General features: G+C 63.4%; 23 protein-coding genes. 7 read left to right on the top strand and 16 right to left on the bottom strand.

Translation table 11 applies throughout. The features are described 5' to 3' along the window. Positions 1–4: 4 nt before the first annotated feature. From ASU23_RS32885 to ASU23_RS32855, 8 genes are all read right to left on the bottom strand, one after another. The gene (locus ASU23_RS32885; RefSeq protein ID WP_042449550.1) at positions 5–256 is read right to left on the bottom strand and encodes a hypothetical protein; all 252 of its coding nucleotides are present in this window, start codon (positions 254–256) and stop codon (positions 5–7) included. Further along, complete coding sequence (gene hisH, locus ASU23_RS32880) at positions 253–888, bottom strand: imidazole glycerol phosphate synthase subunit HisH (protein WP_003942389.1); 636 nt, start codon at positions 886–888, stop codon at positions 253–255. Before hisH ends, ASU23_RS32885 begins: the two co-directional genes overlap by 4 nt. A 9-nt stretch (positions 889–897) precedes the next feature. Then, on the bottom strand, positions 898–2,019 hold the full coding sequence (locus tag ASU23_RS32875; protein WP_042923080.1) for an MFS transporter: 1,122 nt from the start codon (positions 2,017–2,019) through the stop codon (positions 898–900). A gap of 68 nt (positions 2,020–2,087) precedes the next feature. Beyond that, on the bottom strand, positions 2,088–2,237 hold the full coding sequence (locus ASU23_RS34415; RefSeq protein WP_007732248.1) for a hypothetical protein: 150 nt from the start codon (positions 2,235–2,237) through the stop codon (positions 2,088–2,090). After that, positions 2,234–2,848 carry an imidazoleglycerol-phosphate dehydratase HisB gene (gene hisB, locus ASU23_RS32870; protein ID WP_003942383.1) on the bottom strand — a complete coding sequence of 205 codons (615 nt, stop codon included), beginning with the start codon at positions 2,846–2,848 and terminating at the stop codon, positions 2,234–2,236. The genes ASU23_RS34415 and hisB overlap by 4 nt, the downstream gene beginning before the upstream one ends. Further along, on the bottom strand, positions 2,845–3,987 hold the full coding sequence (locus tag ASU23_RS32865) for a histidinol-phosphate transaminase (RefSeq protein WP_058039491.1): 1,143 nt from the start codon (positions 3,985–3,987) through the stop codon (positions 2,845–2,847). The genes hisB and ASU23_RS32865 overlap by 4 nt, the downstream gene beginning before the upstream one ends. Then, complete coding sequence (gene hisD, locus ASU23_RS32860) at positions 3,984–5,306, bottom strand: histidinol dehydrogenase (RefSeq protein ID WP_037130144.1); 1,323 nt, start codon at positions 5,304–5,306, stop codon at positions 3,984–3,986. The genes ASU23_RS32865 and hisD overlap by 4 nt, the downstream gene beginning before the upstream one ends. Before the next feature lie 153 nt (positions 5,307–5,459). Beyond that, on the bottom strand, positions 5,460–6,005 hold the full coding sequence (locus tag ASU23_RS32855) for a hypothetical protein (protein ID WP_007732256.1): 546 nt from the start codon (positions 6,003–6,005) through the stop codon (positions 5,460–5,462). A 70-nt stretch (positions 6,006–6,075) separates the two neighbouring features. On the opposite strand from ASU23_RS32855, the gene ASU23_RS32850 reads away from it, so the two are divergent. The 3 genes from ASU23_RS32850 to ASU23_RS32840 all read left to right on the top strand — a co-directional run bounded on the left by ASU23_RS32850 (position 6,076) and on the right by ASU23_RS32840 (position 11,220). Next, entirely contained in the window at positions 6,076–9,330 is a 3,255-nt protein-coding gene (locus ASU23_RS32850; RefSeq protein ID WP_007732258.1) for an arabinosyltransferase domain-containing protein, read from the top strand. Between the two features lie 140 nt (positions 9,331–9,470). Further along, positions 9,471–10,724, top strand: a complete 1,254-nt coding sequence (locus ASU23_RS32845) for a glycoside hydrolase family 1 protein (RefSeq protein ID WP_007732259.1) — start codon at positions 9,471–9,473, stop codon at positions 10,722–10,724. A 46-nt stretch (positions 10,725–10,770) separates the two neighbouring features. After that, the gene (locus tag ASU23_RS32840) at positions 10,771–11,220 is read left to right on the top strand and encodes a hypothetical protein (RefSeq protein ID WP_007732260.1); all 450 of its coding nucleotides are present in this window, start codon (positions 10,771–10,773) and stop codon (positions 11,218–11,220) included. Here ASU23_RS32840 and ASU23_RS32835 read toward each other — a convergent pair. Beyond that, positions 11,198–12,001 carry a helix-turn-helix domain-containing protein gene (locus tag ASU23_RS32835; protein ID WP_054187183.1) on the bottom strand — a complete coding sequence of 268 codons (804 nt, stop codon included), beginning with the start codon at positions 11,999–12,001 and terminating at the stop codon, positions 11,198–11,200. The genes ASU23_RS32840 and ASU23_RS32835 overlap by 23 nt on opposite strands. Positions 12,002–12,093: 92 nt before the next feature. Between ASU23_RS32835 and ASU23_RS32830 the strand changes: the two genes are divergently transcribed. Continuing rightward, complete coding sequence (locus ASU23_RS32830; protein ID WP_197492815.1) at positions 12,094–12,897, top strand: sulfite exporter TauE/SafE family protein; 804 nt, start codon at positions 12,094–12,096, stop codon at positions 12,895–12,897. Here the strand turns inward: ASU23_RS32830 and ASU23_RS32825 are convergent. Both ASU23_RS32825 and ASU23_RS32820 read right to left on the bottom strand, forming a co-directional pair. After that, the gene (locus tag ASU23_RS32825; protein ID WP_058039490.1) at positions 12,894–13,499 is read right to left on the bottom strand and encodes a dihydrofolate reductase family protein; all 606 of its coding nucleotides are present in this window, start codon (positions 13,497–13,499) and stop codon (positions 12,894–12,896) included. The two genes, ASU23_RS32830 and ASU23_RS32825, sit on opposite strands and share 4 nt — an antisense overlap. After that, positions 13,493–14,149: a nitroreductase family protein gene (locus tag ASU23_RS32820; protein ID WP_003942413.1), complete on the bottom strand. Its 657-nt coding sequence runs from the start codon at positions 14,147–14,149 to the stop codon at positions 13,493–13,495. Before ASU23_RS32820 ends, ASU23_RS32825 begins: the two co-directional genes overlap by 7 nt. A 110-nt stretch (positions 14,150–14,259) precedes the next feature. Here ASU23_RS32820 and ASU23_RS32815 point away from each other — a divergent pair, with 110 nt between their 5' ends. Next, a complete protein-coding gene (locus ASU23_RS32815; protein WP_037130153.1) occupies positions 14,260–14,889 on the top strand; it encodes a LysE family transporter in 630 nt (209 codons plus the stop codon). Between the two features lie 21 nt (positions 14,890–14,910). Here ASU23_RS32815 and ASU23_RS32810 read toward each other — a convergent pair whose 3' ends face one another. The 5 genes from ASU23_RS32810 to ASU23_RS32790 all read right to left on the bottom strand — a co-directional run bounded on the left by ASU23_RS32810 (position 14,911) and on the right by ASU23_RS32790 (position 21,386). Next, complete coding sequence (locus tag ASU23_RS32810) at positions 14,911–15,582, bottom strand: DUF1345 domain-containing protein (protein ID WP_030537075.1); 672 nt, start codon at positions 15,580–15,582, stop codon at positions 14,911–14,913. 53 nt (positions 15,583–15,635) lie between these two features. Further along, a complete protein-coding gene (locus ASU23_RS32805; protein ID WP_058039489.1) occupies positions 15,636–16,955 on the bottom strand; it encodes a lipase family protein in 1,320 nt (439 codons plus the stop codon). Between the two features lie 20 nt (positions 16,956–16,975). Further along, positions 16,976–18,307: a cyclopropane-fatty-acyl-phospholipid synthase family protein gene (locus ASU23_RS32800; protein WP_007732273.1), complete on the bottom strand. Its 1,332-nt coding sequence runs from the start codon at positions 18,305–18,307 to the stop codon at positions 16,976–16,978. A gap of 127 nt (positions 18,308–18,434) precedes the next feature. Beyond that, positions 18,435–19,991 carry an aminotransferase class V-fold PLP-dependent enzyme gene (locus tag ASU23_RS32795; protein ID WP_172827116.1) on the bottom strand — a complete coding sequence of 519 codons (1,557 nt, stop codon included), beginning with the start codon at positions 19,989–19,991 and terminating at the stop codon, positions 18,435–18,437. 3 nt (positions 19,992–19,994) lie between these two features. Next, on the bottom strand, positions 19,995–21,386 hold the full coding sequence (locus tag ASU23_RS32790) for an MFS transporter (RefSeq protein ID WP_172827115.1): 1,392 nt from the start codon (positions 21,384–21,386) through the stop codon (positions 19,995–19,997). A gap of 124 nt (positions 21,387–21,510) precedes the next feature. On the opposite strand from ASU23_RS32790, the gene ASU23_RS32785 reads away from it, so the two are divergent. Together ASU23_RS32785 and ASU23_RS32780 are read left to right on the top strand one after the other, a co-directional pair. After that, positions 21,511–22,164, top strand: a complete 654-nt coding sequence (locus ASU23_RS32785) for a GNAT family N-acetyltransferase (RefSeq protein WP_193595236.1) — start codon at positions 21,511–21,513, stop codon at positions 22,162–22,164. A 77-nt stretch (positions 22,165–22,241) separates the two neighbouring features. Next, the gene (locus tag ASU23_RS32780) at positions 22,242–22,811 is read left to right on the top strand and encodes a DUF5655 domain-containing protein (RefSeq protein ID WP_058039487.1); all 570 of its coding nucleotides are present in this window, start codon (positions 22,242–22,244) and stop codon (positions 22,809–22,811) included. The last annotated feature ends 179 nt before the right edge of the window (positions 22,812–22,990 follow it).

Genomic DNA, 22,990 nt, shown 5'->3' with positions numbered 1-22,990 from the left:
TAGGTCAGGACCTCGAACCGTCTTCCGGGTCACCGAACGCTTTTCGGGTCATCCGCTTGGATACGACGCCCATTGCCGCAATCGCAGCGACGACCCCCACGAGACCGATCACGAGGCCGACGCCCGGCGATGGTTTGAGAACAACGATGACGACGGTTGCGACCGCCAGCGCAGCCACAGCGGCGCCGAGCGAGAACAACGCCAGACGGGCGAGGGAGAAATCGTCACCGCGGTTCGGTCCGGATCCCCCGGTCACAAACTCTGCACCCAGTTGCTCAGCAACTCGGCGCCTGCGTCACCGGATTTCTCGGGGTGGAACTGCGTTGCCGACAACGCACCGTTCTCGACGGCAGCGAGGAACTTTCCGCCGTGATCGGCCCATGTCAGCTTCGGGGGTGCAATGTGCTCGGACGGCGCGAGCTCCCAACTCTGCACACCGTAGGAGTGGACGAAGTAGAAGCGGGTATCGGCGTCTATGCCCTTGAACAGGGTGCTGGACTCCGGCGCCTCCACGGTGTTCCAGCCCATGTGCGGCAGGACCTCTGCTTGGAGCCTCTCGACGGTGCCGGGCCATTCGCCACAGCCCTCCGCCTCGACACCGAATTCGACTCCCCGGTCGAACAAAATCTGCATGCCGACGCAGATGCCCAGCACCGGTCGGCCACCGGCCAGGCGTCTGCCGATGATTCGGTCACCCTGCACTGCACGCAGACCTTCCATGCAGGCCGCGAACGCGCCGACGCCGGGCACCACGAGACCGTCGGCCGCCAGTGCAACCTTCATGTCGTTGGTCACCTCCACCTGCGCCCCGGTGCGCGCCAGTGCGCGAGTAGCCGAATGCAGGTTGCCGGAGCCGTAATCGAGTACAGCAATCGTGGAAGCGCTCATGCCCCAACTCTATCGGGCAACCCTGCTGCCGATCACTTTGCCGCCTGCGGCCAGTGCCGGGAGCAGAGCGACAACGACCGCAGAGACCGCGAAGACCCACGCATAGCCGGCAGTCGTGGCCACGAATCCCAACGCCAGTGCACCGATTCCGGTGCCGGCGTCGTAGCCGATGTTCCAGATCGCGCTGGCGGATCCGAGTTGCCTCGGGCCGGCAGCCTGAAACGCCATGACCAAGGATTCGTTCTGCACCGCCCCGAACCCGAGCCCGAAAAGGACCGCCGCGCAGAACAAGACCGGCGTCGACCCGCCGTCGACGTTGATCGCGAACAGCACCAATCCGATGGTCGACGACGCCAATGCCGGCGCGAGTGTCCGACCACTGCCGAGACGATCGGCGATCAGTCCCGCCGAGTACCGGCCGACCAACATCGACCCACTGGCGGTCGCCAACACCACTCCAGCAACGGCCGCACGCTCCGAGATTGCGATCGGCAGTAGAGACGACAATCCGCCGAACGAGGCGGACACACACGCCAGAGCGAGCACCGGAACCAAGACGGCGAACACACTCAGTCGAACGGATTCCCCGGTCGGCTGGGCGAAGATCTTCGGCAACCCGGCAATGGCCACCAGCGCGAGCGCCGGGATCAGCGCACCGAGAACGAACACCGGTGTTGCCGACCACCGTTCCATGATCGCAAGCCCCAGCGGAAGCCCCGCCATTTGTGACGCTGCGATCGCGATTCCCTGAGCGCCGGTGGCACGGCCCAGAATTCGTTTGGGCGCCAACTCGGCCACGAGCGCGCTGCCGGCGACCGTCAGCATGCCGAAACCGATTCCTCGCACCGCGGAAACCGCCAGGACGGGGCCGGCGTCGGCCGAGATCAACAGCACCAACGACGGTGGACCGAGGAGCAGACACCCGACCGCCAGCACGCGCCGGTAGCCCTGCGTCCGCAACAACCGAGGCACGAGCAGTTGCGTCAAGACCGTGGCCGCCATGAAGACACCGGTCACCGATCCGGCAAGCGCATCCGATCCGCCGGACTGCGCAACCAGCAACGGCACCACCGGCAACAGCAACGACCAGCCACCGAAAGCTGCTGCCGCCATGATCAGGACACCGATCATGCCCGGAGTGCGAAGCAACCCCGGCGATGGAGCAGGATCTTGCGTCTCAGACACAGTCACTTTTCGCGTCACAGACGCAGTGCGCCCGCTACCGCCGCCAGAACCGCCAACGCCAGAAGGATTCCCGACGCAAGCTTGTTGACCTTGAACATCGAGTAGGCGCCGCCCACGGCAATACCCGCGCCGATGAACAGCAGATAGGTGAAGAGGACGCTCACAGTGTGCCCTTCGTCGACGGCACGCCACTCACGCGCGGATCCGGCTCGACCGCCTCACGCAGAGCGCGCGCAACGGCCTTGTACTCGGCTTCGGTGATGTGATGCTGATCGCGGCCGTACAGAACCCGAACGTGCAGTGCGATACGTGCATTCAATGCGATCGACTCGAACACGTGGCGGTTGATCACCGCGTGATACGGAACGCCCGGGTACCCGCCGATGACGGAATGCACCATGTAGTCGGGCTCACCGGTGTGCACGCAGTACGGGCGACCGGAGACGTCGACCGACGCGTGCGCCAGCGTTTCGTCCATCGGGATGAAAGCGTCGCCGAAACGACGGATGCCCTTCTTGTCGCCGAGAGCCTGGCCGAGCGCCTGGCCGAAAACGATCGCGGTGTCCTCGACGGTGTGGTGAGCGTCGATCTCGACGTCACCCTTCGCCTTGACGTCGAGATCGAAGCTGGCGTGCGTACCCAGGGCGTTGAGCATGTGGTCGAAGAACGGAACGCCGGTGGAGACGTCGACGATGCCGGTCCCGTCCAGATTCAGTTCGACGACGATGCTTGATTCCCGAGTTGTTCGTTCGATCCGCGCGATGCGATCGCTCATGCCGTCTCTCCTGAATTCGTGTCGACCAGCTGGGTGCCTGCGATTTCGTCACTGGCCTTGATGAACGCGTCGTTCTCGGCTTCGAGTCCCACGGTGGCCCGCAGGTATCCGGGGATGCCGATGTCGCGGATGAGAACCCCGCGGTCGAGGTATTCCTTCCACGCCTGTGCACTGTTGGTGAACTGACCGAACAAGATGAAGTTCGCGTCACTGGGAATCACTCGGAAACCGTTGTCCGCCAGCGCCTTCGACACTCGATCGCGCTCGGCGGACAAGGCGTGCACACTGCCGAGGGTCTCGTCGGCGTGACGCAGGGCGGCACGTGCCGCCGCTTGCGTGACCACCGAGAGGTGATACGGCAAGCGCACCAACAACAGTGCGTCGATGAACGCGGGAGCGGCGGCGAGGTAGCCGAGTCGGCCACCGGCAAACGCGAAAGCCTTGCTCATGGTGCGGGTCACAACCAGCTTGGCCGGGAACTCGTCGATCAGCGTCATCGCGCTCGGGGCAGCGGAGAACTCCGCGTACGCCTCGTCCACGATCACGATGCCCGGCGCCACGTCGAGGATGCGTCGCAGTTCTGCAATGCCGACGCTGTGTCCGGTCGGGTTGTTGGGGCTGGTCACGAACACGACGTCGGGTCGACGTTCCGCGATCACGGTGACGGCAGCATCCACGTCGAGTGCGAAGTCGTCCCGACGGAAGACCTCGACCCACTCGGTATCGGTACCGTCGGCGATGATCGGGTGCATCGAGTACGAAGGCACAAAACCCATCGCGCTACGTCCCGGACCTGCGAACGCCTGAAGAAGTTGCTGCAGAATCTCGTTCGATCCGTTTGCCGCCCACAGATTGTCGACGGTGACCGGTACACCTGTCTGCTTCGCCAGGTACGCCGCCAGATCCGTCCGCAACGCCACAGCGTCACGGTCGGGGTAGCGGTGCAGTTCCTTCGCGGCTTCGCGCACGGATTCGGCCACATCGTCGATGAGCGCCTGGGTCGGCGGATGCGGGTTCTCGTTCGTGTTGAGCTGCACCGGAACCGTCAACTGCGGTGCGCCGTACGCCGACTTTCCACGCAGGTTCTCGCGAATCGGAAGGGCGTCGACCGAAATCGACTCTCCAGGAGCACTACTCATCGCAGAGCCTCGAATCGCAGACGCACAGCCTCGCCGTGAGCCGGCAGATCCTCCGCATTGGCCAGCGTGATGACGTGTCCGGCAACGTCTTTCAGTGCAGACTCGGAGTAGTCGATCACGTGGATTCCACGAAGGAACGTCTGCACACTCAGACCGGAGGAGTGGCGTGCACACCCGGCCGTCGGCAGAACGTGGTTGGAGCCGGCGCAGTAGTCGCCGAGACTGACCGGCGCCCACGGGCCGACGAACACGGCACCAGCGCTGGTGACCTGAGCTGCCACCCCGGTTGCATCCTCGGTCTGGATCTCGAGGTGCTCTGCCGCATACGCATTGACGACGCGCAGACCAGCGGAAACATCAGAAACGAGCACCGTGCCCGACTGGCTACCGGTCAGTGCCGTGGTGACGCGCTCGCGATGCTTGGTGATCTCGAGCTGCGCAGCCAGAGCCTTGTCGACCGCGTCGGCCAAGTCGACGCTGGTCGTGACAAGAACGCTGGCGGCCATCACGTCGTGCTCGGCCTGGCTGATGAGATCGGCGGCAACGTGGACCGGGTCAGCGGTGTGGTCGGCGAGGATCGCGATCTCGGTGGGACCGGCTTCCGCGTCGATGCCGACCAGTCCGCGGCACAGACGCTTGGCGGCAGTGACGTAGATGTTGCCGGGACCGGTGATGAGGTCGACCGGGACAAGCTCGGTTCCATCGGTGTCGGTTCCGCCGTAGGTAAGGAGGGCGACGCCCTGCCCGCCGCCGACGGCCCACACTTCGTCGACGCCGAGCATGGCTGCTGCGGCAAGGATGGTCGGGTGCGGCAATCCGCCGAAGTCGGCTTGGGGCGGCGAGGCGACAACAAGTGATCCGACGCCGGCCGTCTGAGCCGGCACGACGTTCATGACAACGCTGGACGGGTACACGGCATTGCCGCCGGGCACGTACAGCCCGACGCGCTCGACCGGAACCCAACGCTCGGTGACCGTGCCACCCGGAACGACCTCGGTGACGGTGTCCTTGCGACGCTGGTCGGCGTGCACCGTGCGGGTGCGCTCGATCGCAACCTCGAGGGCTTCCTTGACTGCGGGGTCGAGTTCACGAAGTGCGCGCTCGAGCTCGGCCGCGGGTACACGAACCGAAGCCGGACGAACGCCGTCGAACTTCTCGCCGAACTCGAGGGCGGCTTCTGCCCCGCGATCACGGACGGCTTCGACCATCGGGCGAACCTGATGCAGTACCGCGTCCACATCCACTCCACCTCGGGGAAGCGCGGCGCGAAGTTCGGCCGTGGATGGGGTACGACCACGCAGGTCGGTGCGGGCAAGCATGAGAGTTCCTCTCGTACGCAAACGGGGTGCCTGTGCAAGCGGCAGCAAACCGGTCCGGCATCACAGGCCCTGAACAGCGCGCCTGAAACACAGAACTGATGTCAATTATCCAGGATAGGCGCACCCCGTTTTTCACCGGTCCACCTGCAACGCTCACTGCAGGTCCGGCGCCCGCCGCCGGGCGAGTTCGATCAGCTCGTCCCTTCGAGGTGTTGCCACCGAGATTTCACGGCCGTCATGCAGACGAAAGCGGACCCCGTCGCCGGGTGACGCGAGAATTACCCGCATACCTGGGCCGGTCATTCGATAACCGATTCCGGAGCCCATCCCGATATGTACTGCAGTGGCAGACACAACTTCGTCCCACCTAAATACCTGACGCAGCCCCGGAGACAGCGCGATCGACACTCGTTCGACGTCTGTGGTGATGATCACGCGCACCTTCCACATGTACGCGGCCAACCCGAAGGACAGGACCGCGGACAACACGGCGCCGACGTAGCCCGCCGAGTCGCGATCCACGATTGCCGCGAACCCGCAGACAATTACCAGGACAATTCCGAGGACGACGCACAATGCGACCGCCGAACGCCGCAGTAGTGGGCTCAGGGGAATGGACTCGTGAAATTCGCGCACAGCACCCCCCGCCTCGATCGCCGACAACCCCACCCCGAGGAATGACACCGGGAACACGACCATCCCATTACTCGCGCTTTTATAACAAACACGTCACGCACAGCTAGGGTCCAAAGTCGTGACAGACAGTGACGTGGCCACGACCGCACCTCCGGCCTTGCCGACCCCTCAGCGATCCAGCGGACCGAACCGAGCACGGATCGTTGCGATTGTCGCATCGATCCTCGGCATAGTTTTGTGCGGATCAGTGCCGTTCCTGCCGATCGAGCAGGACACCGCCGTCGTCAACTGGCCGCAGGCCGGGTCGACGACAAGCGTCGAGGCGCCATTGGTCTCGTACACACCGTTGCGCATGGAGGCATCGATTCCGTGCGCGTCGATCAGCGAGTTGGCCGCCACCGGCGGAACACTCGTCTCGACTGCACCTCCGGGTGCCCCCGATGCGCGCCGCTACGGATTTGTTGCCACCGTCTCCCCCGAATCCGCCGACGCTCCCGCTCGGGTCGACGTTGTCCTGCGTGATCAAGTGTTGCTCTCGACACCCGTTGCTGATCTGCAGACTGGATGCGCGCTCACGCTCGCCGCCGAGCCGACCCGAACCACCTTCAGCGCCACCGGTTCCGAACCGCGCGTCATCGAGGGCGACAGCCGACCACAGGTAGTCGGCGTCTTCAGCGACCTCGATTCGGCGGCAGCCGGTTTGAACGTCTCGATCGAGGCGGACTCTCGCTTCACGTCGAGCCCGTCGGTGATCAAGACTCTCGCCATGATTCTCGGGGCACTCACGGCTGTCGTGTCCCTCTTCGCGCTGCACCGCCTCGACAACCGCGACGGCCGGGGCACACGCAAATTTCTGCCCGCCCGATGGTGGAAGTTCACCGTCCTCGACGGGGTCGTCGTCGGAACTCTGGTGCTGTGGCACTTCATCGGCGCTACCACCACCGACGACGGCTACCAGTTCACGATGGCAAGAGCCTCCGAGCAATCGGGCTACATGTCCAACTACTTCCGGTGGTTCGCGGTCCCCGAAACCCCGTTCGGAACGCCGTATTACAACATCCTCGGACTCCTGGCCCACGTCAGCACCGCAAGCCCCTGGGTCCGTCTGCCTGCTCTGTTGGCAGGCATCATCACCTGGCTCGTCATCAGCCGGGAGGTTGCGCCTCGGCTGGGCGCCGCCATTCGCGGAAATCGACTCGCCCTCTGGACCGGCGCGCTTGTCTTCCTCGCTTTCTGGCTTCCGTTCAACAACGGACTGCGCCCCGAACCGATCGTTGCCCTCGGCGTGCTGCTGACCTGGTGCTCGATCGAACGCGCCGTCGCGACGAGACGACTTCTGCCGGTCGCAGTCGCGATCCTGATCGCCGGATTCACCTTGACTGCCGGCCCTTCCGGCCTCATCTGCTTTGCCGCACTCATCGCCGGAATACGCCCGATCATGCGTATCATCATCGAACGTGCGCGCACCACCGGTTACGTCGCGGCTGTCGGGCCACTGCTAGCTGCCGGACTCTCGATTCTCATCCCCGCGTTCGGCGATCAAAGTCTGGCCGCCGTCATCGAGATGCAACGCGTCCACTCGATCTCACCGAATCAGCCCTGGTTCGACGAGTACCTCCGCTATCAGTACCTCTTCAACATCTCCGTCGACGGTTCCCTGACTCGCAGATTCGGTGTGTTCGTCATGGTTCTGTGCCTTGGCGTCTGCACCGCGATGATGCTGCGCAAGGGGGGCCGGATTCCCGGTTTGGCCGCCGGCCCGTCACGCCGCGTCGTGGGGCTGACGATCGGCGCACTGCCACTGCTGATGTTCTCGCCGACCAAGTGGACGCACCACTTCGGAATCTTTGCCGGACTCACCGCCGTTCTGGCGATGATGACGGCCGTCGCCGTGGGAACAAAACTCCTGCGCTCGCCGCGCAATCGGGCCCTCTTCGCGGCGGCCGTCCTGTTCCTCCTCGCGGTGGCATTCACCGGCAGCAACAGCTACTACTACGTGTCCAGCTACAGCGTTCCGTGGTGGGACAAGCCTGTGTCCATCAGCGGACTCGGCGCGAGCACCGTCCTCCTCGGGCTGACGGTGCTGATGCTCGGCGTCGCCGCGTGGTACTTCTTCCGTGAGCCGTACACCGCGGGGAAGGAACCGTCCGCGAAGCACGCTCGACTGCTTGCCATCTCGCCACTGACGGTTGCCGCAGGTGCCATGGTCCTCTTTGAGGTGCTGTCCATGGCCAAGGGCGCGGTCACCCAGTACCCGGCCTATTCGGTGGGCCGTGCAAACGTCGACGCCGTTCTCGGCCAACACTGCGGACTCGCCAACGACGTTCTGCTCGAGACCGATCCGAACGCCTCGATGCTGACGCCCCTCTCGGGCAGCGTCGCCACAGGACTGTCCGCCGGTGGGGCTACGGGATTCGATCCGAATGGCGTCGCCTCCGACCTTCGAGCAGACAAGGAAGCCACGGCTACCGGCGGCGCGAACACCGTCGACACCTCCGAGGACACCGCCGGCAACTCGGCCGGAACCGGCGGTGGCGCCGGACAGACCGGAGTCAACGGCAGTTCGGTCGCGTTGCCGTTCGGTCTCGACCCGGCGACAACACCCGTCATGGGTAGTTACGGTCAGCCCTCCCCCGGCACTCTGACCAGTGACTGGTACCAACTCCCCGACGTGGGCGAGAACGCCACACGTGGCGACATCATCTCGATTGCCGCGGCTGGTCGTGTTCGGTCCGTCGACAAGGACGGAATCGTCACCTACGGCCAGAACGTCGAGGTCGAGTACGGCACAGCGCGTGGCGTCGACGATGCCGAAACAGACGCTGTCGAAACACTCGGAAAGATCGCGCCCCTCGACATCGGCCCGGCGCCGTCATGGCGGAACCTGCGTGTGCCGTTGGATCAGATTCCCGTCGAAGCCAACAGCATTCGACTGGTCGTCAGCGACTACGACAGCAAGCCCGACCAATGGGTGGCCGTCACCCCGCCGCGGGTTCCGAAGACCCAGAAGCTCAACGACGTCGTCGGTTCACAGGCGCCCGTCATGCTGGATTGGGCTGTCGGACTGGCATTCCCATGCCAACGCCCCTTCGATCATCGGGTCGGTGTCGCCGAGGTCCCCGAGTATCGGATCCTTCCCGACCATTCCGGCGCGCTCGTGACCAGTGCCTGGCAGGACCACTACGGTGGTGGACCGTTGGGGTGGATCGATCTGCTCCTGACCGCTCAGACCATTCCGTCGTATCTCGACAACGACTGGGCTCGCGACTGGGGTTCGATCGAGAAGTACACACCGATCGATCCGAGTGCAGTACCTGCCCAGGTCGACGAAACGACCGTTCAGCGCTCCGGGACGTGGAACCCGGGATCGATGACCATGGTTTTCTGAGCGGAATTTCTGAGCGGCTGGGTCACTGAGTGACACGGTCCTGCCGCGGGCGGATCGGACGAAACGCCTGCGACTGGACACTTGTATGACTTAGTCTCCCAGGCATGGGAGCCCTGTCACGGTCTATTGCGCCTGCGCTGATGGCACTGACGTGCCTGTTCGGGGTGCTGGCCCTTCCCGCTCACGCCTCGGCTGAGGTACCGGATGACTTCCTCTGGGGCGTTGCCACCTCCGGGTTCCAATCGGAAGGTTCGTCGCCGGACAGCAACTGGTCTCGATACTCCGATTCCGGACGAACCCACGACAAGATCGGTGACTCGGTCGACTTCCGTCATCGCTACGCCGAGGACATCGACCGGGCGGCCGATCTGGGATCGAAGGTTTTCCGATTCGGCGTCGAGTGGGCGCGAGTTCAGCCCGCCGCCGGGAGCTGGAACGAGACCGAATTCGCCTACTACGACGACGTGGTAGCTCACATCCGCGCGCGGGGCATGACTCCGATGATCACACTCGACCACTGGGTGTATCCGGGATGGGTTGTCGATCAAGGCGGCTGGACAAATCCGAAGACGGAAGCCGATTGGCTGGTCAACGCAGAGAAGGTAGTCGAGCGGTACTCCGGAATCGGGGCGCTCTGGATCACGATCAACGAGCCGACTGTGTACGTTCAGCGCGAATTGACCTACGGCGGAATCGCACTCACCCAGGCGCCGTCGATGTTCGACTCATTGGTCCGAGTCCACCGGGCGATCTACGACCGCATCCATGTTCTCGATCCCGGTGCCCGCGTAAGCAGTAATTTCTCCTTCATTCCCGGCGTGTCCGAGGCGATCGATTCGGTATTCACGGATCGAGTGCGCGACAAGCTCGACTTTCTCGGCATCGACTACTACTACGGTGTGGCCCTGAACAATCCGACTGCCGCGTACGCCGCACTCGACGAGTTCTACAACGTCACGCCGCAGCCCGAAGGCCTGTACGACGCATTGATGCGGTACTCGGGCAAGTATCCGGAACTCCCCCTCTACATCGTCGAGAACGGCATGCCCACCGACAACGGAGCGCCGCGCGCCGACGGATACACACGCGCGAATCACTTACGCGATCACATCTATTGGATGGAACGCGCCCGAGAAGACGGTGCCGACGTGATCGGCTACAACTACTGGTCCATCACCGACAACTACGAATGGGGTTCGTACCGACCTCGATTCGGCCTCTACACGGTCGATGTTCTCGGCGATCCCACTGCGGCCCGAATCCCGACCGACGGCGTCGCCGCCTACCGCCGAATCATCCACGACAACGGCGTCGGAGCCGACTACGTGCCCGTCATGGCCCCGGCTTTCTGCTCGCTCGTCGATCCTCCCCGCAGCTGTACGGCTACTCGATGAGGGCCGTTTTCCGAATTTCCTCCACTCCTCGTCGTTAGGATGTCCCATGCGAACACTGCGAAATATCGCCGGAACTGCCGCTGCCACCGCTGTCCTGATCCTGGTTGCCGGAGGCGCTGCGACGGCAGCCCCGAACCCGGCCGATTCACCCCGCGAGGCGCAAGCACGCGCCTACATCGACGCCCTCGTCTCCCATGACGTCTCCGATGTTCATTTCGCCCCGGATGCGACCCGCGTCGAAGCCGGACTCAAGACGGGGTTCTCCGGACCACAGATGTCCGCCGACCTCGAAAACGGCATCCAATACCGCGTTATCCAGGGCGTCCGAGACCTCGAGATGTCGGAGGCCGGGGACATCGTCTCGACCACCTACCTGCTCGACGCGGGAATCGGCGGCACTCGCCTCATGACCGTGGAGATTCGTGAAACCTTCGAAGTCCGTGACGGTCTCATCCACGACGTCGTCGCCGACATCATCCCTGTGTCTGTGTCGTGACGCGCGCCCGATAGCTACTGGGCGGTGCACCCGAGACTCGGGTGCACATCGCCGCGAAGGCAGCCGGCGTCGAGTATCCGAGTTCAGACGCAACGGCCGTCACACTGGCCCCGGCAGAAAGTTTCGGAAGCGCGTGAAGAATGCAGGCACGCTGCATCCACGACGACGCGCTCATCCCCGTTTCCGAGATCAGCAAGCGGTGCAGTGTCCGTTCACTGACGTGGAGTCGGTCAGCCCACCGCGTGGGCGAGTCATGGATCGACGGGGCTGCGAGATACTGCGCGCACAACGCCCGCAATCCCGGGTGCCGAGGCAGCGGGAGTTCCACAGGTAGGGGCGCAAGATCGCGAAGTTCGTGCAGGATCAGCTGAAATACCGCGGCGCTGCGTCCGTGTGCGGGGAAGTCGTCCTCCACATTCAGCTCGACATCCACGTCGACTGCAGCGACAAGTAACTCACGCAGGAGCGACGATACTGCGACGACTCGGCACCTGACCGGGAACCACGGCGCTGCGGACGGTTCGATGTAGAGGCTTCGCGTGCTGACGCCGTCCATTGTCACGGCATGAGCGACACCGGCGGGAATCATGACCGCATTGGACGGCAGAACAGTCCACTCACCGTCTTCGGTTTCGACGTTCATCGCACCGTTCACAGCGAAGAGAAACTGGGCTCGTCGATGTTCGTGGGCGGCCAGCACGTGACCGGGTGGGTAGTCGGTTCCGATTGCGAGAACACCGCGGGGTGAGTGATCGACGTCGTTGATCGAGATGTTGCGCACCGGAGGAACCTACCGAGTCCGTGTCTGATTGACAATGGAACCTGGCGAACCTTCGAATGTGCGCCAGCGGAGAAATCGCTACCGTTCATCGAGTGCTTCACTACGCCCTCATCCTTCTCGCTTTCGGCGCCTTGACCGGAGTCACCACCGTTCTGTTCGGATTCGGTGGCGGGTTCGTCACTGTCCCAGTCGTTTACGCTGCATCGACGCTGAGGCCGGACGTCATCGATCCGATGCATGTCGCCGTAGCATCCTCGGCGGCCGTGATGGTGGTCAATTCACTCGGTGCCACAGTCGCATTCAGGAAGTCAGGACGGCTTCGGACGGAGTACATCAGACCTCTGATCGGCCCCGTCGCACTCGGAGCCGGGCTAGGAGCGGTTGCGGCGGGCCACGTAGACGACGGCGTCGTCCGGATTCTGTTTGTGCTCTACCTGCTGGTGACAATCCTGGACAGTCTTCTGCGACAAGGGTTTCTGACACCATCTGAACCTCGCGAACATCTTGACCGTCACGGCGTCCGCGCTGTCGGGATAGGCATCGGTGCCGTCGCAAGTTTCCTCGGAGTCGGCGGGAGCGTCATGACGGTTCCGATGATGCGACGCCGCGGAGTTCCGATGGCCGACGCCGCCGCGAGCGCCAACCCGTTGAGCTTGCCTGTCGCCGTCGTCGCGACTGCGGTGTATGCGGTCTCATCAGGGCACAGTTCAGCCTCGGATCTGTCGGCGGGCAGAGTCGGCGCTGTCGACCTTCTGGCCGTCTGTGCACTACTCGCCGGTTCCCTACCGGCGATCGCGCTGAGCCGACGAATCGTCGGTGCCATACCGGACCGAGTCCATGCCGCCGCCTACATCGCTCTACTCGGCGTCGTCACGGCAGTGATGGTGATTGCTTAGCGAACGGCGTATCGCAGATAGATGACGCCGCCGTCGAAGGTTTTCTCCTCGAGCAGTTGCAGATCAAGCCGGCTTTCCGGGAGAGCTCGCAATCCGCCACCGATATTGACCGGACACAGGAACAGTCTGACTTCATCGACCAAACCCGCCGCGAAAGCACTAACCGCAACCGTCGGTCCACCGATCGAGATATCTTGTACCGCTTCACTCTCGAGCAAACGGATGAAGTCTTCATCGAAGCTCGGGACAATCCTGGTACGTGCGGTCGACACCTCGTTCAGCGTCGTGGAGTACACGATCTTGTCGATTCCACGCCAGATCTGAGCGAACTCGGCGGTCGCCGCCTCGATACCGGCAAACTCGTCCGGAGCCGAAGGTCCTCCTGCCACCGAAGAACGCTCGGGACCCTCGGACGCCATTGTTTCCCAGGGAATCATCGTCTCGTACATCCGGCGCCCGAGCAGGTACGTGCCGACTCCCCTCTCTAGCCCGTTGACGAACGCGTGGACCTGCGCGTCGGGAACCGCCCAGTCGAAGTTCCCCTGCTCATCGGCCACATACCCGTCGATCGAGCAGATCGCCGAGTAGATCAGGCTCACCATCGGTCCACGTGCAGCACGTTGTCGACCGGTTCACGGGCGGCGGGTTTGAACGTCTCGCCGGTGAAGTACGCCGTCGGGATGAGCGCAGCCTGATGGAATCCGGCCGGAATGCCCAGCAGCTCCGCAACTTCCGCTTCACGCTGCAAATGCAATGTCGTCCACGCCGTACCGAGCCCACGTGCCCGCGCGGCCAGCGCGTAACTCCACGCAGCCGGGAGTAGCGAACCCCACAGGCCGGCTTGGTTCCCCTCCGGCAGCGTCTTGCCCGCCTTGATACACGGAATGAGAAGGACCGGCACCTCACCCATGTGCTCACCGAGCCACGCGACGCTGGTGCCCACGCGTTGTTGAATCGGCGCGCGATCGGGATCATCGGCGAAGAGTTTTGCCGCCGAACCGTGAGAGGCAAGGTACTCGTCGGTGACTTCCTTGTAGATCTGCCCGACTGCTGCACGCAGTGCCGGATCGGTCACCACCATCCACTGCCAGCCCTGGCGATTCGAACCGGAGGGCGCTTGCAGGGCGATCTGGAGGCATTCCTTCACCAGGTCCAACGGCACGGGACGGGTCAGATCCAGACGCTTTCGAACGGTCCGCGTTGTGGTCAGCAATTCGTCGGGTGTCAGGTCGAGTACGGGATACGACGTCATCTCCCGATCATTGCACTGTCGCGAGCAGTGAGCAGGACTGTCCGTCTACACTTTTCTGATCCCGTGCGTGCTCGTTGTCGGGAGTATTTCCCGATCAAAGGACTTTCGACATGAGTTGGCACGTCTGGTTGGCGTTCTTCGGAGCAAGTTGGGTGATCAGCCTGTCGCCGGGGGCCGGCGCCATTGCGTCGATGTCGTCGGGACTTGCCTACGGCTTGCGACGCGGATACTGGAACATCTTCGGGCTGCAGTTGGGATTGTTGCTGCAGATCGGAATTGTCGCGGCGGGGGTCGGTGCAATTCTCGCCAGTTCGACCGTGGCCTTTTCCTTGATCAAGTGGTTCGGTGTCGCATACCTCGTCTACCTGGGGATCAGGCAGTGGCGATCGGCGCCCACCGAGGTGGAGACCGACGAGGCAGCCGCGAGCAGCTCCGGTCCGATGATGATGCTTCGCGGATTTCTCGTGAACGCGAGCAATCCGAAGGCCGTCGTTTTCATGCTCGCAGTGCTCCCGCAGTTCCTGGACCCGTCGGCGCCGCTGCTGCCGCAGTATCTGATCATCGCCGCCACGATGTGCGCAGTCGACGTGATCGTGATGACCGGATACACCGGCCTGGCCGCCCGGGTACTCACCTTGATGCGCTCCCCCAAACAGCAGCGAACCACCAATCGAGTGTTCGCCGGTCTGTTCTTCGGAGCCGCCGGCTTCCTCTCGAGCATCGGGCGTGCAGCGGCTTGATCGGTAACACGGCTCGAGAGATCACAGGCCCGCAATCAAGTTGACGACGGACGCCACGATCACCGAACCGAACAGGTACGACAGCAATGCGTGGCCGAGTGCCATCGCGCGCATGTCCGACGACTTCAAGTTGGTGTCGGAAATCGCGAAGCTCATCCCGACCGTGTACGCCACGTAGGCGAAATCGCTGTACCTCGGCGGTTCTTCCTGATTGAAATCGATTCCGCCGTCGGGGCCGGAGTAGTACAGCCGTGCATATCCGAGGGCGAAGAGCGTGTGTACCGCCAGCCACGAGATCACGACGCTGCCGACTGCAACCGATGCCGCCACTACTTGGTAGTGATGTCCGTCGGGTGCCGCCAGGAGCAGGAACGCGATACCGACCAGGCTCGCGACGGCGGCACCGAGAATCAGCAGGTGCGCGACGTTTCGGGCCGGCTCTTCGCGCGTTGCGTGGCTTGCGGTGAGCGTCGCGTCGAAGGGCCAGACCAGAATCCACGTCCACACCGTGAACACCATCGCCGCCACATCCCAGCCGATCAGAAACGCGAATCGGGGGTAGCCGACCAACGCCGTGACGACACCGGCGGCCACACCGAGCAGCAGACCCGTCGACACTCTCAGCGCCGGCCCGGCACCCAGGGCGCTCCGTGGAACCGGGTTGATCGGAAGGTCGTGCGGTCGATCGTTCACGGGCTCAGTCAACCACTGTTAGAAGTGAGACGGTGGTTACGTGACACGGCGACTCAGGCGTTGCACGCACCGACTATCGGCTTGCCGTTGAATCTGTCCAGCACATACTGCAATCCGACGCCGAAATCCGCTACGGCCGGCGCGAGGTGGTTGTTGCCGCTCCCCGGATTCACCGCAGGCAGGGTGTCGGTGAACAACGTCGCCTCGGCCCCGCGCGCGCACCAGTCCTGAACCAGGCGCCGGGTTTGCTCGTACGGGATGAAATCGTCGTTGAGCGCTCCGTTGACCAGAATCGGCGAGGCCGGGGTTCGCCACCCGATGTGTTGTTCCTCGATCACCTTTTGGATCTCCGGTACCGATTCCACCACGTCGGCGAGTGGTCGTCCGTCTGTGGTCCACGACGCCGTCGACTGCTTCCCGTACTTGGTTCGGGAATCGATGAGGCATTGCCCGGCGACGTCGGCGAGCACGGACCGGCCGTAGTCGTTGAGTCGAGATTCGATTGGCTCTCGGGCGGCAGGATAGCGGTCGAGGACGCCGTTGATCGTGTAACCGATCGCGGCCATCAGGCCGGTACCGTCGATATGACGCAGAACGCTTGCCAGGTCTGCCGGGGGCGCGCTCGCGTAACTCCCGACCAGATTCAACTCAGGCGCGTATTCGGGTGCCAGTTCGGTTGCAGCGGCAGTGGCGCCGCCGCCCTGCGAATGGCCCCACAGCGCTATCGGATCGTCCTCTCCTGCCTGCGCGAGGGCTCGGGCAGCGCGTGCACCGTCCAACATCGCATGGGCTTCCTCGGCGCGATTGACGTAGGTATGGACGCCGGGTGTTCCGAGTCCGATGTAGTCGGTGACGAATACACGAACGCCCTGGGCGAGGAAAGCGAAAGCAAAAGCTGACTCGTAGTTGACACCGACACTGTCCACACCGGCACCGTAGTTCGACGGATTCCCGGGTTCCGCCAGGCGGAGCTGACCGGCAGTGGGAAACATCCTCGACGGCGCGCACTGATCACCTTGGCCCTGCGTACCCGGACCGATCACCACCGTCGGGCGGGGGCCCGCTCCTGACCACGGGGCAGCCGGCTCCAGGTACGAGCCCGACACAGCAACCTTGGATCCGTGGGCGTCGGTACTCGAATACAGGATCCGGGTCCCCACACCAGGCACTCCGCCGACGGCACCGGCCAGAGCCAGCGGTTCCGTCCGAATCACCGAACCCGGATCACCGACGTCGCCCGGAATCGCATCGTAGAAATCGTTCACAGGTTCGGCGTTCGACATCGGTGTGAACAGCAGCGAGGTCGGCAACAGCGCCGATACCGCAACGGCCGAAACCTTCAGTGCCGCGAGGACAACCTTCCGGGTGCTCATGGAAATCCAACGTATAGGCCTCAGTCGACGCGCGGACCGGTTTCGATCTGCGGGACTTCAATCGATCGATACCAACTGTCACGCGAGCGGGCCATGCCGCTGGCCCCCCGATCCCCTGGTTTCACGGCCAGAACCTGATGAATCGTAAGCCTGTGCGGCTCCTCGAAACCCAGGGCACTGGCAGCGAGATACAGCAACCAGGTACGCACCCGGGGAGCACCGACCTGTAAGACCGATGCGTCCCAGTTCTCGCGGAGGTTCTGCACCCATGCGCGCAGTGTCAGTGCGTAATGCTCGCGCAACGCTTCGCTGTCACGCGTCTCGAAACCCGAAAGTTCCAGCGCATCAATGGTTTTACTCAACGGAAGGATCTCACCGTCCGGGAAGATGTACCTGTCGATGAAGCTGGGACCGTCATCGACGTTGTCCGACAACGACTTCACCGCGGCGATGGCATGATTGAGCAGACGACCCCGCGGCACGAGCAGGTCGTAGAGTTTTGCCGTGTACACCGGCAAATTGACCAGGCCCACGTGCTCGGACATGCCGATGCTCGAAATCGCGTCGTAAGGGCCGTCGTCGACGTCGCGGTAGTCCTGCACCCGAATCTCGATGCGATCGGTCAAACCCGCGTCGGCAACTCGCCCCTTGGCGTATTCGACCTGCTCGTTGCTCAGCGAGACTCCGACGACGTCGACGCCGTAGTTCTGGGCGGCGTGCAATGCCATCGATCCCCAACCGCAGCCGACGTCGAGCAGTCGCATTCCCGGCTTCAGATCGAGCTTGCGGCAAATCAAGTCCAGCTTCGCGTACTGAGCAGCTTCGAGGGATTCGACACCTTCCGGCCAGTATCCGCACGAATAAACCATGCTCGGCCCGAGGAACAGTTCGTAGAAGCGATTCCCGACGTCGTAGTGATGGGAGACAGTCGCCGAATCGCGTGATCTACTGTGCCGCTTGCCTCGCTTACTACGCATCTCGATCGCCGGGGGTGACGGTGGTGGACCCACCGCCCCCAAGCCGGCGAAAGTACCGGCGGCGCGAACAATCGAGCGCAGCGGCAACGTCGACAAACGATTCTCACCGAGCCGCGTGACCAGTTCCGGGACGTCGAGGAGCGCGAAGATGTCGCCGTCTACGTCCAGATCGCCGGAAACGTACGCCCTCGCCAGCCCTAATTCGTTGGGAGAGTAGAGGACCCGCCGTAGGGCACGCCGATTCCGGAAGTGAACCTGCGCAGCGGCGTCCGGTGGCCCTGCCTCCGAACCGTCCCAACATCGCACGCGAACCGGAAGCGGAACCCCGATCACTTCCTCGAACACCGTCAAAATCTTGGCCGCGGCACCAGTCACTGATCAACCCTCCGACAAAAGATGGTTAGCCGATGACAGAAAACTTACGCCCGATTCGCGAATCTTTCGCGCCATTTGTCCGAGTTTTGGACAGTGTTCATCGCGGTTTCGGTATTCATCGCCGAGTTCAGGGCTCCACCATTCCGGCGAGGAATTCCACCAGCAGTCTCTTCGTGACCTCACGTGGCAGCGATTCCACTGCCGCGAGGACGGCCGCCATGTCCAAGGGAGAATCGGAAGAGCCCCGAGGATCCAGCCCCGCCGACGTCAACGCTGCCGCGACGGCGTCACTGGGCAACGCAAGAACATCGGCGACGGTGACATCGCCACGTTCGAATGCTCCGGCCAACTCTGCCAGGGCCGGCGGCGCCTCGGCTGCCGCCGAGCCGCGAACGTCGTCGGCACCGAGGACGAGTGCGCTGGTCAACTCGCCGAGCACAGATTCCGTCACCGGGGTGACGGTGAGGTGGGTTGTTCGAGGCAACGTCGTCCCGTCAGGTTGCGTCGACGCCGGCTGCCCTTGAAGGACGAAGCCGCGAGCACCGACAGCGCTCACCCAGCGATGCGGATCCACTCGCCGTTCGAGCGGCACGGAATCGTCGGTAGCGACCGCGAACAGTGGTCCCACCGGCGAGCCCACGACGCGAAGACCCTCGATTGCCTCGACCGTGCCGATCAGTGCACGAGTGGCCCGCTGCGCCCGGGACACCAATTCGGCGTACCCGGATTGCCCGAGGACTTGCGAAATAGCCCAAGCACCGGCAAGAGCAGCAACGGATTTGGAACCGAGAAGCGTGGGATTGACCACCGGGTACCCCGGCCAGTCCGTGAGTCCGAAATACTGCTTGCGATGCAGATCTCGCCCTCGGTGCAGCAGAACCGAAACGCCTTTGGGCGAGTATCCGTACTTGTGGAAGTCGACCGACATGCTGGTGACCCCGGGCACCCGGAAATCCCAGGGTGGCAGATCACCCCACCACGGCAACGCAAGCCCACCGATGCAGGCGTCGACATGCAGTGGAATCGAATGTGCACGAGCAACTTCCGCGACATCGGCGATCGGGTCGAGCGCCGCGAACGGGTAGCTGGGCGCGGAGACGACGATCAAGACCGTGTCTTTCCGAACTGCCGTCGCAATATCTTGTGCGCCGACGCGCCCCGACGTGGGATCTACGGGTACCAGGATCAGTTCCAGTCCGAGCAGGTGAGCTGCCTTGTGGAAAGCGGCATGCGCGGTGGTCGGAAGAACCAGCGAACCCTCACCCGGCGGGAGCCCACGGAAGTCGCGAGCTGCCTTGACGGCCAACACACAACTCTCCGTTCCGCCGCTGGTGACATTGCCGACGACTGCGCCTCCGGCGTCTGTATCTGCGGCTGGGTCTGAAGCTCCATGGAGGAACTCGCGTGCGAACGCAACCAACTCACGCTCCATCACCGCGGTGGACGGGAACACCGTCGGGTCGAGACCGTTGACCGGCTGAACCAATCGAGCTGCGTCCGCTGCCAACTCGTCGAGCGCTGCGAGGCCGCTGTCGTACACGTACGACAGAACCCGGCCTCCGTGCGTCGGAGCGTCCTGCTCGCGAAGCGAACGCAACCGACTCAAGATGTCGGCCGCCCTCTTCTCGAGGTTTGCGCTCTCGACGATCTTGCCCTGAAGTTCCTCGGCCCGAGTGGAACTCATCGTTCACCTTTCGTTCTCGTGAGTGGATTCTTGTTCAGTGCGGTAATTCCGCAATACGACCAGGCTGATCGCAACCAGGATCGCCGGCACGACCGAGAAGCCAAGGGCTATTCCGGTCAGCGCCGATTCCGGTTGCACGACAGTCTCGCCCGCAGTTTTCGAGACGAAGCCGGTCACCGCGAGTACACCCAAGAACACCGCGGGTCCCAGGGCAAGGCCTGCGGTTTCCGCGGCGGTCCAGATACCACTGAGCGAACCACCGCGTTGGCGCCCACCGATTCGCGCGTCGTCCTCGATGACGTCCGGAAGCATCGCCAGCGGGAACACCTGCATGCCGGCGTAGCCGACGCCGGCAAGCGCGACGGCACCGTAGATCCACGAACCCGCGTGGACAGCCGCAAGCGTCAACAACGCCGTGGCGACGACGAACAGAACCGAAGACACCACGTAACCGCGAAGCTTTCCGTACCGATGCGAGAACCGGTACCACAGCGGCATGACGACGAGAGCTGGTCCGACGAGTGCAACGAACAGACCGGTGAGCGCACCTTCGTTGCCCATCACATAGGTCGCCAGATATTGCGCACCCGCCAACATCACGGCGGTGGCAAGAGCTTGGAGCACGAAGACGCTGACCAGCAATCGGAACGCGCGGGTACGTCGTATCGCGTCGAACCCGTCCCGGTACTGCGAGAGCAACGAGCCGACCGGCGCGTCCGCGTGAGTCACCGTGTGGCGCGCGGCTCCGCGAACTGCCCAGATCATTGCCCCGCACATCAGCGCCGACACCCCGATCGCCATGACCAGATAACCGCGTGCTCCGCCCCCGGCAGCGTCGCGTAGCTCGGGTCCGCCGGCGCCGATGACCAGAATTGTCAGGGCCAACACCGCAATTCGAACCGATACCAACCGGGTGCGCTCGTGGTAATCGCCGGTCAACTCGGTCGGCAACGCGATGTACGGCACCTGAAAGAGGCTGTAGGCACTCGCCGCGAGCAGGAAGAAGACGAGCACCCACATCGCCCCGACTCCTGGGCCGGCCGACACCGGGGCCGAGAACGTGAGAATGAAGAGCAACGGCAGTCCCAGAGCGCCTGCGAGCATGAGTGGCACTCGCGTACCAGTTCGATGAGAGCTTCGGTCGCTGATCGACCCGATCAGCGGATCGATCAGGACGTCGGCGATTTTCGGGACAATGACCACAAGCGACGCGAGCGCCGCGGCAACGCCGAGCGTGTCGGTCAGGTAGTACGCCAGTACCAGACCTGGCAGAACACCGAATCCACCCGTACCGACACTTCCCGCTGCGTATCCGGCCACCACACCACGCGAAAGCCTGTCGGGCGATCTACCTTCACGAAGACGTACCGGTTTGTCTGTAGTCACCGTCCACACACTAATGTCACGACTTCGTACCGCGAGGGCAAAAGAATCCCGATGACCAGAAGTCGCTCACTCGGACGGGCCTGGCATGCCAGACTGTGACCCGATTCGCACACGAAACGAAGGTCTGAAGACGATGGTTGACCCACTGCGAGAGATCTGGCCTCCGTACGGAGTCACGATCACGTGTGGGCCCGTCACCTTGCTCCCTGTGCGCGACGATCATTTCCCCGAACTCACTGCGCTGGTCCGAGCCGGCATTCACCCTGCCGAACAGATGCCGTTTCTCGTCCCCTGGACGGTGGGCACTCCCGACGAAGTGTCGCGAAGATTCATCCAATACCACTGGTCGGTCCGCGGAGCGATGACCATGACCGACTGGAAATTCGAAACAGCCATTGTCGTCGACGGAGAAATCGTCGGCTGCCAGGCGTTCGCCGCGACGGACTTTCCTACCAGTCGTACCGGTGAAACCGGCTCGTGGATCGGACGCGGGTTCCAAGGCCGGGGTGTCGGCACTCTCGCCCGACAGGCAATCTGCGCATTCGCATTCGACTCTTTGGGTGCACGAAGCGTCGTGTCGTCGGCATTCACGGACAACCCCGCCTCGATCACGGTGTCCACCAAAGTCGGGTACCGCGCAGACGGCACAGTAGAGGAGTTGGCTGCCGACGGTCGCATGACCGTGCGTCGTCTCTTCACCCTCAGCCGCGAAGATTTTGTCGCACCGCCGTATCCCGTCGAAGTGACCGGCGTGCGCGCGTTCAAGACGATGCTCGGCATCGACTGAGCGAGCTACCCGTGCACCGTGAGAACCGAGAGAGCAGCGACAACCGGAAGACCAGTGACAACCGGTAGAACAGACACATGGAACCCTCCGACATGATGGCCGCAGTCACCTCGTCCATGCGCGACCGTACCGGGCGCACCCTCGAAGAATGGGTTGAGGCCGTACGGACGTCCGGGGTCGACCCGCTCGATCAGAACGAAGTGCGCAAGTGGCTGAAAGCAGAGCACGGTGTACCGCAGAATTCGCAGTGGGCAATTGCATTCGAGACTGCCGAACAGTCCGGATGGGTGGAGCCGACCGTCGAGCAATACATCGACCAGCAGTACAGCGGCCCGAAGGCAGCACTGCGGCCGATCTTCGATGCAGCCCGACGTCTGATCGAAGAACTCGGAGCCGATGTTCGGGTCGAAGGCCGCGGAACCTACACGCCCTTCGTTCGCGCTCGCCAATTCGCCGCCATCGCAGCGGCCACCAAGGCCCGAGTCGACCTCGGACTACGTTTTGTCGAGGCCCCCGAATCCGAACTTCTTGTCCCGGCCAAGGCTCCCGGGCAGTCGACCCACAAGATCGGGCTCAGCAGCACCGCAGACGTGAATGACGAAGTCGGATCGCTGACAGCGATCGCGTATCAACAGAACGGCCGGTAGGTCACTCACTCACCGCCACGCAAACGCTCACCTGCAGGCTGCACGAAAGTCCCTGTTCTCCTTGTCGGAGAACAGGGACTTTCTTCACCGCGGGGGAAGGTCGCTGCGACGTGTCAGCTCAGGCCGAAGAGCGCGCCGATGATGGTCCGAGCAGCCTCGAAGAGCGCGTCGACGGACGG

It is taken from the genome of Rhodococcus sp. KB6, assembly GCF_001445685.1.
GTDB lineage: Bacteria > Actinomycetota > Actinomycetes > Mycobacteriales > Mycobacteriaceae > Rhodococcus_F > Rhodococcus_F qingshengii.
This window is presented reverse-complemented; position numbering and strand designations above follow the sequence as displayed.